10 protein-coding genes are annotated in these 11,595 nt (G+C 38.9%); 4 read left to right on the top strand and 6 right to left on the bottom strand.

From position 1 onward, the window contains the following. Positions 1-193: 193 nt before the first annotated feature. Positions 194-976: a diaminopimelate epimerase gene (dapF, locus tag FNW21_RS13870; RefSeq protein ID WP_144257352.1), complete on the bottom strand. Its 783-nt coding sequence runs from the start codon at positions 974-976 to the stop codon at positions 194-196. A 132-nt stretch (positions 977-1,108) separates the two neighbouring features. Here dapF and FNW21_RS13865 point away from each other — a divergent pair, with 132 nt between their 5' ends. Next, positions 1,109-2,509, top strand: coding sequence for a S1C family serine protease (locus FNW21_RS13865; protein ID WP_144257351.1), 1,401 nt, complete (start codon positions 1,109-1,111; stop codon positions 2,507-2,509). A gap of 72 nt (positions 2,510-2,581) precedes the next feature. On the opposite strand, the gene FNW21_RS13860 is transcribed toward FNW21_RS13865, so the two are convergent. Beyond that, positions 2,582-3,040 carry an Lrp/AsnC family transcriptional regulator gene (locus tag FNW21_RS13860; protein ID WP_144257350.1) on the bottom strand — a complete coding sequence of 153 codons (459 nt, stop codon included), beginning with the start codon at positions 3,038-3,040 and terminating at the stop codon, positions 2,582-2,584. A gap of 212 nt (positions 3,041-3,252) precedes the next feature. Between FNW21_RS13860 and ald the strand changes: the two genes are divergently transcribed. Beyond that, entirely contained in the window at positions 3,253-4,377 is a 1,125-nt protein-coding gene (gene ald / locus FNW21_RS13855; protein WP_144257349.1) for an alanine dehydrogenase, read from the top strand. Between the two features lie 279 nt (positions 4,378-4,656). On the opposite strand, the gene FNW21_RS13850 is transcribed toward ald, so the two are convergent. Next, positions 4,657-6,066, bottom strand: a complete 1,410-nt coding sequence (locus FNW21_RS13850; protein ID WP_144257348.1) for an APC family permease — start codon at positions 6,064-6,066, stop codon at positions 4,657-4,659. Positions 6,067-6,472: 406 nt separating this feature from the next. Here FNW21_RS13850 and FNW21_RS13845 point away from each other — a divergent pair, with 406 nt between their 5' ends. Further along, the gene (locus FNW21_RS13845) at positions 6,473-6,853 is read left to right on the top strand and encodes a hypothetical protein (protein ID WP_144257347.1); all 381 of its coding nucleotides are present in this window, start codon (positions 6,473-6,475) and stop codon (positions 6,851-6,853) included. Between the two features lie 11 nt (positions 6,854-6,864). Continuing rightward, positions 6,865-7,317 carry a VOC family protein gene (locus FNW21_RS13840; protein WP_235889643.1) on the top strand — a complete coding sequence of 151 codons (453 nt, stop codon included), beginning with the start codon at positions 6,865-6,867 and terminating at the stop codon, positions 7,315-7,317. Positions 7,318-7,321: 4 nt separating this feature from the next. Here the strand turns inward: FNW21_RS13840 and FNW21_RS13835 are convergent, their stop codons facing one another. The 3 genes from FNW21_RS13835 to FNW21_RS16450 all read right to left on the bottom strand — a co-directional run. Continuing rightward, entirely contained in the window at positions 7,322-8,791 is a 1,470-nt protein-coding gene (locus FNW21_RS13835) for a peptidoglycan endopeptidase (protein ID WP_144257346.1), read from the bottom strand. 202 nt (positions 8,792-8,993) lie between these two features. After that, entirely contained in the window at positions 8,994-10,973 is a 1,980-nt protein-coding gene (locus FNW21_RS13830; protein ID WP_144257345.1) for a S9 family peptidase, read from the bottom strand. A 439-nt stretch (positions 10,974-11,412) separates the two neighbouring features. Beyond that, positions 11,413-11,595 (bottom strand): hypothetical protein (locus tag FNW21_RS16450; protein ID WP_221932065.1); only part of this gene is annotated, 183 nt, incomplete at its 5' end.

Here is an 11,595-nt window from a genome sequence, read left to right as displayed (position 1 = left end):
CTGCCAAAGTTGATCAGACACAAAATAAAAACCTCGCAAAGTAAAAATTGCGAGGTTTTTATTATGCTATAACAAAGCAACGAAAGTCCATGAAAATTGATGTCATTTCATAAAATTATACTTTATATCGCCATGTAACACTAAATTGAGTAATTTTACCCTAATCCTAATAACCATAAAATAACCCACTGAATCACACCCCAACACTCCCTTTAAACACAAACTCCGCAGGCCCTTTCAAGAAAATATTCGTATATTTTCCTTGATTTTCATCAAAAGAAACGACTAATTCCCCGCCTTCTACTGTCAAATCTAGCGTGGTGGCAGTAGTTTGTCCTGTCGCATGCATCGCAATGGCAACTGCGGTTGCACCAGTACCACAAGCCAAGGTTTCGTCCTCAACACCTCGCTCGTAGGTGCGAAGCGAAAAAGTTGTTTCGTCTATTTTATGTACAAAATTTATATTACTGCCTTCCTTACCATACAACTCCCCGTAGCGAATTGCCGCTCCGTTTTCCTTTACATTGTAGTGCGCTAAAGCAGCAACTATTTGCACATGATGTGGCGAACCTGTGTTCAAGAACGCATAATCAGGTGTTATGGCAATGGTTGTAACGTCAATCATTTGGAGCGAAACCAATCCGTTTTCGGCAACTGTTGCATGGTGCAAACCGTCGGTGGCGATAAAGGTTGTGGTGTTGTCTATAACCTGTAGCTTTTTGGCGAAAGCCACCAAACAGCGTCCTCCATTGCCACACATCGAGCTTTGGTTCCCATCGGAATTGTAATAGACCATCTTGAAATCGGTCTCGGAGTCGTTTTCTAACAAAATAAGTCCATCGCCACCAACACCAAATCGCCGATCGCATAAATGTGCTATGAGTTTGGTATTTTCTTTTGGAAAAAAAGTAGTCCGATTATCAATCATCACAAAATCGTTTCCTGTGCCCTGGTATTTATAAAATTCTATTTGCATTTTAGTCTTTATTGGAATACAAAAGTACAATTATTAATGAAATGTTAATCATTGTTAAAGAGCGTTAAAGCATTTTTGCACACAAAAAATAACTTTTATTTTTACCTTATAATTTTAAAACCAAAATCTATTATGAAAAAATTTTCATCCCTATTTTTGATTTCTTTGTTAAGCGGAGCAACAACGCTAGGTGCTTACAAATTAGCGTTTGAAGGCAATGGTTATTTTTCTAATACCAAAAACAGTATTGTTACCACAGCATCCCAATCCTACGGAAAAAACGTGGGTTTATCCTCCGAAGTGCTTGATTTTACCGAGGCGGCTGACAAAACCATTCACACCGTTGTTCACGTAAAAAATGTCTCTAGACGCACCGTTTCGAACCCCATGCTAGAGTATTTTTATGGCTACGGCGGGCAACAACAGCAAGAACAAGTGGGTACTGGATCTGGCGTAATCATTTCTGAAGATGGTTATATTGTAACCAATAATCACGTTATAAAGGACGCAACCGAGATTGAAATCACACTCAACAACAAAAAATCCTATACCGCCAAACTCATAGGCACTGACTCAAAAATGGATATCGCCCTCCTAAAAATCAACGCCGAGGAGAAACTCCCTTACAGCGTTTTTGCCAATTCGGATGCTGTAAAAATTGGCGAATGGGTGCTAGCCGTTGGAAATCCGTATAATTTGACCTCTACTGTTACGGCAGGAATCGTATCGGCCAAGGCTAGAAATTTAGATTCAAACGGGATTCAGTCTTTCATTCAAACCGATGCTGCTGTAAATCCAGGTAATAGCGGTGGCGCATTAGTCAATACCCGTGGCGAACTCATAGGGATTAACACCATGATTTCATCGCCAACAGGATCGTATACGGGTTATTCCTTTGCCGTTCCGTCTAATAATGCCCGCAAAATCATCGAGGATATTATGGAATTTGGCAATGTGCAACGCGGCATTCTAGGAGTTGAAGGTGGCGAACTCAATGGATCAGCCTCCAAAGAATTGGGGATTGCTCAAACGCAAGGTTTTTACATCAACAAAGTATCTAAAAATTCTGGTGCCGAAAAATCAGGGCTTCAAAAAGGAGATATCATTGTAAAACTTGACGATCAAAACATAGCAACTTATGCCGATTTATCGGGCTATATTAATACCAAAAGACCTAATGACAAGGTGCAAGTTACCTATATTCGGGACGGAAAAAACAAAGTCGTTCCTGTTACTTTGAGCAAAAATGAATTTTTTACCACCGAATTCAAAGGAATCGAACTAGAAAATATTGATGCCAATGACAAAAAGAAATTCAAAATTGATTATGGTGTAAAAATAAAAGCCATTACCAACGAGAATTTATTGCAATACAACGAGGAACTCAAAGGAAATATTATTTTGAATATTGATAATGTTAAAGCGACCAATATCGAAGCCGTTTCTAAAATTTTTAAAGACAAAGACGACTCCCAAAGCATCCGAATTGAGATGATTAATAAAAACGGAGAAGTTTTTAGGATTATTATTTAAAGGATTGCAATTCCATTTTTAGCCACAGGTTTTTAAATCTGTGGCTTTTTTTTTAAAATTTTTCACTACCCTTTAAATTGCCAAAACCGTCGTACTCTTCACTTCGGAAATAACAAAAAAACTGTTGATCAAAGAAACCTCGGATAATATCGATAACTTTTTTTGATGAAAATGGTGGTAACTTTCCATATCAGGCAAGACAATTTTGAGCATATAATCAAAACTTCCTGAAACAAAATTACACTCTACCACTTCGGGTAAATTGAGAATCGATTGATTGAAACCCTCGGAAATATCAAAGGTTTGTTTGACCAACGTCACTTGACAATACACCGTTAGGTTCTTGCCCAATTTCTTTTTGTTCAAAATCGAAACATACTTCTCAATAATACCTTCTTTCTCCAATCGTTTCACCCGATCATGCACTGGCGTGAGCGATAAATTAATTTGATTCGAAATATCTTTCAAGGTCAAATGCGCATCTTCTTGCAAAAGACGTAAGATTTTTTTGTCGGTTTCGTCAATAGTCATAATGCTTACAGGAGTTAGGCATGCTGGTTTGGGAACAGCAATCAGATTATTTTTCTTTTTACAAATGCAAAAAAGGCTTTGTACAGAATATATTTTTGCTAATATAATTAATAAAAACAATATTTTCTTATTTAAAAGCATAACGCACTAATTTTTTCTTTATTCTTTAAATTTGTACTTCTATTTTGTCTCCATCACTTAATCCTTTAGCTATGATCATAGGCGTACCAAAAGAAATCAAGAATAACGAAAATCGTGTGGCACTAACTCCAGCAGGAGCAGCCGAAATGAAAAACCACGGACACCAAGTCTACATTCAAGCTACGGCTGGAGAGGGAAGCGGTTTTGATGATGCCGAATACATTGCTGCAGGTGCCCAAATACTTCCCACCATCGAGGCAGTTTACAACATTGCCGAAATGATTATCAAGGTAAAGGAACCCATTGCTTCGGAGTACGAATTGATCCAAAAAGACCAACTGCTTTTTACCTATTTCCACTTTGCGTCGTCCCAACCCTTAACGCACGCTATGATAGAGCGACAAGCAATTTGTTTGGCTTATGAAACCGTCGAAAAAACAGATAGAAGCCTACCATTATTAGTACCAATGTCCGAAGTGGCAGGTCGTATGGCGATTCAACAAGGCGCAAAATACCTCGAAAAACCATTAAAAGGACGCGGTATTCTATTAGGTGGCGTTCCGGGAGTTCCTCCAGCCAAAGTCTTGGTACTTGGTGGCGGTATCGTAGGCACGCAAGCCGCCAAAATGGCTGCAGGACTGGGTGCACAAGTTACTATAATGGATGTGAGTTTGGCTCGTTTGCGTTATTTAGATGATGTGATGCCAGCTAACGTAACCACGATTATGTCCAACCAATACAACATTCGCAAAGCCATAACCGATTCGGATTTAGTCGTAGGAGCCGTATTAATTCCCGGAGCAAAAGCACCACATTTGATCACCAGAGATATGCTCAAATTAATGCGCCCAGGAACAGTAGTCGTAGATGTAGCCGTAGATCAAGGCGGTTGTATCGAAACCTGTACCCCAACCACACACGAAAATCCCACATTTATAATTGACGACATTGTACATTACTGCGTGGCCAATATGCCTGGTGCAGTTCCTTATACCTCCACATTGGCACTTACAAATGCAACCCTGCCTTACGCCTTGCAACTAGCCAACAAAGGATGGAAAAAAGCCTGTGCCGAAAACGAAGAGTTAAAAAAAGGATTGAACATAGCCAACGGAAAAATCCTTTACAAAGGGGTTGCCCAAGCTTGGAACCTTCCTTTTAATGAAGAGTTACTACTAGAAAACACCGTTATCTAGTAGTATATAAAGTGCTTACTACACTAGAAAAACCCGTCTTGTTCTCAAGGCGGGTTTTCTGCTTTTTAGAAACAGGTATTCGATTCTTATTTTTAGGAGCAAAAAAATAGGCTTTTTCAGGAAAGATCGTTCCCGCTATCCGCTATATCTTTTTTTATTTTACCCTGTCAGGGTTCAAAACCCTGACAGGGTAAAATAAAAAAAGGATGCCGCTCCTATCGGGGCTAAAGAGAAACAGTGAACCTCTTTGAAAACATCTCAATAATAATACCCCTAAAATTATTCCTTCGGTTTGCTCAAATAATAAATAGGAATTCCGGTAAGCATTATTAACACTCCCCAGCCGCAGGTCGAAAATTTAGTAAACAACAACGAAACGCATACCGCCGAAGCTATGATAATATACAAAAAGGGCAAGTAAGGATATCCAAAAGCTTTGTAAGGGCGCTCAATATCTGGCATTTTGTGGCGCAGAATAAAAATTCCGTAAATAGTTAATATGTAAAAGATCAATACAATGATGATTACAAAATCCAATAAATCCCCATATTTTCCTGTCAAACACAATAAGGATGCCCACAAACACTGCGCCCACAAAGCCCAAGCGGGAACACTTGCGTCATTAAGTTCCGCCGCTTTCTTGAAGAACAAACCGTCCTTGGCCATCGTGTAATAAACTCTCGCCCCCGCCATAATTAATCCGTTGTTGCAGGCAAATGTCGAAATCATAATCATTACCGCAATAATAATCGTACCCATATCGCCAAAAGTATATTGCGAAGCCACCACAGCCACACGATCAGACTTGGCAGTAGCAATTTCTTGCATCGGAATTACTGCCAAGTACATTACATTGGCCAACATATAAATAACCGTCACAATAAAAGTTCCTAAAAACAAACTCAACCCAACATTGCGTTTGGGGTTCTTAATTTCTCCTGCAATAAAAGTCACACCAACCCAAGCATCACTCGAAAACAAAGACCCAACCATCGCTGCCGAAATACCTGTAATCAAAGCGGTTCCGCTTATGGGCAACCACGAACCAGTTTCGGTATTAAACGCTTTTGTGCTCCAAGCATCAGCCCAATTAGCATTCCAAACATCGGCTTTGGCGGCCAAAATAAACCCAAAAACAATTAATCCAAACAAAGAAAGTATTTTAATAACCGTTAAAACAGTTTGCAAAATTTTACTGTTCTTGACACCACGACTATTCAAATACGTGAGAAATATAATGGTGATAATGGATACAATTTGAGCTGCATTTAGCTTGAAACTCCCCGCAACAAACAACACATTTTCATCGCTTAAAGGCGGAATCAAATAAGCCGCAAATTTAGAAAAACCAACACCTACCGCTGCAATAGTTCCCGTTTGAATCACTGCAAAGAAACTCCAACCATACAAAAAAGCAATCAGTTTATTATAGGATTCTTTTAGATAAACGTACTGTCCGCCAGCTTTGGGAAACATCGCACTCAACTCGCCATAACTTACCGCAGCAATAATCGTAATCAATCCCGAAATCAACCAAATCAACAACAGCCAACCCGCTGAACCTACTTGTCTGGCAATATCGGCACTTACTATAAATATTCCGGAACCAATCATAGATCCTACCACCAGCATGGTGCCGTCTAGCAATCCGAGTTCTCTCTTAAATTCTTCTGGTTTATTCTCTTCCATTTCTATTTTGGTTTTTTGGTTGGCTAAAGGTATACTTTTTTTAGAAACTTCAAAAAATCACAATGACGAACCAGGGCATTCGTTTTTAAAATACCCGTATTGCTTTAAAAGACAAATTTCAAAATTCAATTTTTCAAATTCTAAAGGTGTTGCTTTAAATGACAAATTTCAAATAAACCATGAACTCAAAGCCTCTTGATTTGGTTTGGAAGATTGAATCTGAACGGTTATAATCATAAAAAAATCTGCCGAATCTGCGGGAAAATAAAAAAACCCATTCCTTCAATGACATTAAGCGATAATGAACAGCCGAGGCAATCTACCGTGGTACTTCAATACCAAATCCTCTGCTTAAATTAGAAATCCATAAATAGAAAGCTGATTTTTAGTATATTCGCTAAAAAAAATGAGAGTCAAAATTCTTCTCTTCCTCTTTTTTGTAACTGCATCCATAGTACAGGCTCAAAATGCTGTTTTACTTCCCGGGAAATGGGTTTTCAAAGACGTTTTGGATAAATCCAAAATGAATGAACAAGGACTGAAAATGTTACAATCGGATATTATCAACAAAATGACCTTTACCTTTATCGAAAATGGAAAATTCGAAGCCTACTGCATGGGACAGCAAATGGCAGGAACTTGGGTGCTGGCTTTTGATGGCAAAAAAATAGTTCTAACCACCAAAAAACTGGGAATTTCTGAATTGACCATTTTAGAATTAACCCAAACACGACTCGGATTGCAACTGGGTTTAGGAAAATTTTTAATGGCTAGAAAAACAAACTAAAAAACGATACCATGAAAAAAATAATCTTTCTTCTAATGGCCACTTTCCATATTGGCATTGTTTGCGCTCAAGAGGCAACTGACTTTGATTTAACAATAGATCACGTAGCACTTTCGGTAAAAAATCTGGATGTTTCGGTAGCTTTTTATACCCAAACGTTACACCTATACGAAATTACGAATAAGACAAAAAAAGAAGGTATTCGCTGGGTTTCTTTAGGCGATGCCAAAGAATTGCACCTTGTTTCGACCATCAAAGAGCCCGTGATTGTTAATAAAGCGGTACACATTGCTTTCAAAACGACTCATTTTGAAGCTTTGGTAAAAATGCTTGACAACAACCATATCCCTTATTTGGATTGGGCGGGAACGCTTCATAAAATTACCATTCGCGCTGATGGCATTAGACAATTGTATTTTCAAGATCCTGATGGCTATTGGATAGAAGTCAATAGCGCCGAATAACGGTTTATTGCAATACGCGGCTTATTTGTACAAATCGTTTTTCGTAATATTCCTCCTTGGTCGAGGAAACCATAACTCCCGTCGAAGTAGCGGAATGGATGAATTTTATTTCGTCGTCAAGCACTTCTATAATCATGCCTACATGACTAATTTGCCTGCTGCCATTGGTTTTAAAAAAGATTAAATCTCCTTTTTTGGCTTGCGTCATATCAACTTTAATTCCAAAATTAGCTTGCTCGACAGAAGATCGTGGCAAATCGATATGATTGGCATCAAAAGTAGACCAAACCAAACCCGAACAATCAAAACCAGCTTTTGTTGTTCCGCCACTTCTGTACCTAATCCCCATATTATCCGTTGCGGTATCTATTAATTCATTGACCAATTCGTCACTGTAAACTGGCAAAATTTTCGCTACTGTTGTGGTTGTTTTTTTGTTGTCAAGAACCTCAATTGAGGTATTCTCACTACTAGTTTCGGGTGGCACTTGGCTACCGAAAATGGTTAATTGTGTACCTACAATTAATCTATTGGCACAATTGGGATTTTGTTTTTCTAATTCTGGAACGGTAATTCCGTATTGTTTTGCAATACCGTATTTGGTTTCTTTAGGCAGTACTTCATGCGTGATTTGTCCTTGTGTAGGAGGCGTAATTTGAGTTTTTGTGGGTGTTACAACTGTTGCCGTTTTAGGAAGTTCTTTTTCGGGAATGCTGATTTGAGGTACTGGTATTTCTTTCGGTTTTTCGATGCTTGCTGTTATTTCAAAACCATCTTTTAGAGGAATCGTTATTTTTTGACCTATTTCCAATCCTTTTTTTTCCAATTCAGGGTTGGCATGCTCTAAATCGGCTACTGTAATCCCGTATTGCTTTGCGATTCCGTATTTGGTTTCTTTTTGCAAAACCTCGTGAATACTGGTTTTGGCATCATTTGTTACGTTTGTTGCTTCTGGCTTTTCTATTATTGGTAGCCCTTTTGGTGTTGGATTTTTTTCAGGAACTAGTACAACAGGAACTTCAGGAATGGGTTTGCTTGCTGGAATAGTATTTTCTGCTGCTTTGGGTTTTGCAATAATGGTGATTTTTTGACCAATTTTCAGAGCGCATTTTTCTAAAACTGGATTGGCTTTCTGGATGGCATCGACTGTAATTCCGTATTGTTTTGCAATTCCGTATAGTGTTTCTTTGGTTTGTACTTCATGAAGTGTGGTTACCATTTCTGACTCTTGGACTACCACCTTTGATCCTTTTTTTGCATCTAAAACAGGAATCAACAACACCGCATTCAATTTAAGTGTCCCCACTGCATCGGGATTCATCTCGTAAATTGCTTTTGGGCTGATCTTGTATTTTTGAGCAATACTCGTTATCGTTTCGCCTTTTACAATCATGTGTTTGATCCATTTTTCTTGCGAAAAAACAGTCCAACTAGTTACAATCCATACGAATACAATCCATTTAAAACCCTTCATTCTATTTTTTTAAATTTGGCAACAATACTACTAATTTCCTAAATTTAAGGCGAAATGAATCCATAATTAGGGTATTTTGATTCCTAGACACCTTATTTTTTGAGAAAAGCAAATATACTTTTTTTAAAAGGTTCGTATGTTAAAGAGTATATAAAATCTACTTTTTAACATACGAACCTTTTGAAAGCCCAACTCTTTCTGTTTATTTTTTCATCAAATAGGTATTAAACCACACTAAATACCGCTCCAAACGATCTTTTTGAAAACTAGGATTGGTAATCCCATGAAACTGCCCTGGATAAATAATAAGCTCCGTAGGAATTCCTAACGATTTGAAGGCCTGATACATTTGCTCGCTACCCACAGCTGGCACGTTGTAATCACTTTCGCCCACCATAAACTGCGTGGGGGTTTTGATTTTGTAAGCTTTCAAAAAAGGATACGAAAGCGCCACATACTTATCAAAATTTTTCCAAGGTTGTCCAATTTCATTATCATACTGCAAGATATATTGATCCACGCCATACATCGATGAAACTAGGGCAACACCAGCACCGCTTGAAGCCGCTTTGAAACGCGTATCCGAAGCAATCGTATAATCCGTCAAGATGCCGCCGTAACTCCAACCGCCTATGCCTAATTTATCTGGATTGGCAATGCCTTTTTGAATCACATAATCCGCAGCTCCTAGGATATCCAGCACTTCTTTATTGCCCCAATCGCCCGATATTACTTTGCAATACGCCAATCCACGCCCGTTTGAACCGCGATAATTAACGGCTACAACGGCATATCCTGCAGCGGCAAACATTTGTCTCGTGAGATCAAAACTAAATTCATCTTGTGACACTGGTCCACCGTGAATAAAGAAAATGGTAGGTAATTTTTTTCCAACAGGTGCATTTGCTGGGCGGTATAAAAGGCTAGAAACCAACATGCCATCTTTGCTTTTTGAGGTAAATCCTTCGACGGTTGCTAGTGTTATTTTTTCTAAAAAAGAATCTTGGTGTTTGGTAAGTCGTCGCGTGATTCCACCTTCAAGTGCATAGATTTCTGTTGGCATTTGTGGTTCACTCATCGCCGTTAAAAAACTGCCCGACGGATGGCGTTCTAATGCGGTAAAACTCCTATTGCCGCTAGTAATTTTGGTCGTTTTCCCATCGGAAACGGCAAATTCGGCAACATATCTTGTTCGGTCATCGGTAACCAAAGCCATTAGAGAAGTTCCATTTTTGGTCCAGCGCGGATTGCTTACTGGCCTATCAAGGGATTTTGAGAGCAGTTTTGGTTCACCACCTTCTTTAGAAACGACACACAAAACGGATTGGTCGTACATGATATAATTATCCGAAGCCGTCGATCTTAAATACGCAATTTGTTTGCCATCAGGACTCCATTGTTGTGCAGTATCGCTTCCTGTCCAAGTGGTAATTTGCTTCATTGATGCTTTGGCTTTGGCATCGATTACCCAAATATCCGAGTTTTCATTGCGATCAGGATCGGTGGTGCGATTACTCAAAAAAGCGATTTGAGATCCATCAGGAGACCATTTAGGATCGGTCTCGTCGTAGCTTCCTTTAGTAAGCGTATCCATTTTTTTGGTAGCCACATCATAAAGATAAAGATGCGATGGTTTTCTAGTCAAATACCCTTCAATATCTTGCTTGAAATGGTAGCGATCGATAACAATGGGTTTTGGAACTTTTACTTTGGCGGTATCGGGTTGGGTTTTGATAACCAAAGCCATTTTGGTACCATCAGGCGACCATTCATAGTCATTCAAATCGCCTTTTTTCAAATCGGTTAGTTGTTTCGCTTCGCCACCACGGCGATCCATTATCCATATTTGACTGCCTTTGAGTCCGTTTCGTGACGAGACAAAGGACACATATTTCCCGTCAGGACTCCAGTTGGGTTGGGATTCGCTTTCTGGGCTATTGGTAAGCTGAATGGACTCTTTCCCATCCCAAGAAACCATCCAAATATCTGAATTTCGTTTGTTTTTTATCGAATCAACTGTCGAGAGTGTGTAGGCAACCCAATTGCCATCAGGCGAAATATGAGGGTCGCTCAAGTTTTGTAAACGGTAGATATCCGATGGTTTTAATGTTCGTTTTGTACTGTTTTGTGCAAAAGTGAGCCCCGTAAAAAGGAGGAATAAGAGTGGTAGCATAGATTTCATAAAGGTTGTTATTTGGCGTTAGTGGTAACTGGGTTGGTTTTGAGTCTAAATTTAAGATTTATTTTTCAGGTAGCGGCTCTCTTTTTTGCGGTTCAAAACGATTCTAAATAATGATGCTTATGAGAACTGAATTTGCTCGGGTTGTTGCGCAAAAGGACACAGATGAAACGGATTGCTAGGGCAAAACGCGGATAAAAACGGATTTTTATTGTGTTTAGCTGTTCTTGTTGTCAAATAAAAAAGGACACAGATGAAACGGATTGCTAGGGAAAAACGCTGACAAAAACGGATTTTTTATTACGTTTAGCTGTTCTTGTTGTTAAAGTAAATGGACACAGATGAAACGGATTGCTAGGGAAAAACGCAGATAAAAACGGATTTTTATTGTGTTTAGCTGTTCTTGTTGTTGAAGTAAAATGGACACAGATGAAACGGATTGCTAGGGAAAAACGCTGACAAAAACGGATTTTTTATTACGTTTAGCTGTTCTTGTTGTTAAAGTAAATGGACACAGATGAAACGGATTGCTAGGGCAAAACGCAGATAAAAACGGATTTTTATTGTGTTTAGCTGTTCTTGTTGTTGAAGTAAAATGGACACAGATGAAACGGATTGCTAGGGC

Origin of the sequence: Flavobacterium restrictum, from assembly GCF_007097245.1 — a bacterium.
In the GTDB taxonomy this organism is placed as follows: domain Bacteria; phylum Bacteroidota; class Bacteroidia; order Flavobacteriales; family Flavobacteriaceae; genus Flavobacterium; species Flavobacterium restrictum.
This window is presented reverse-complemented; position numbering and strand designations above follow the sequence as displayed.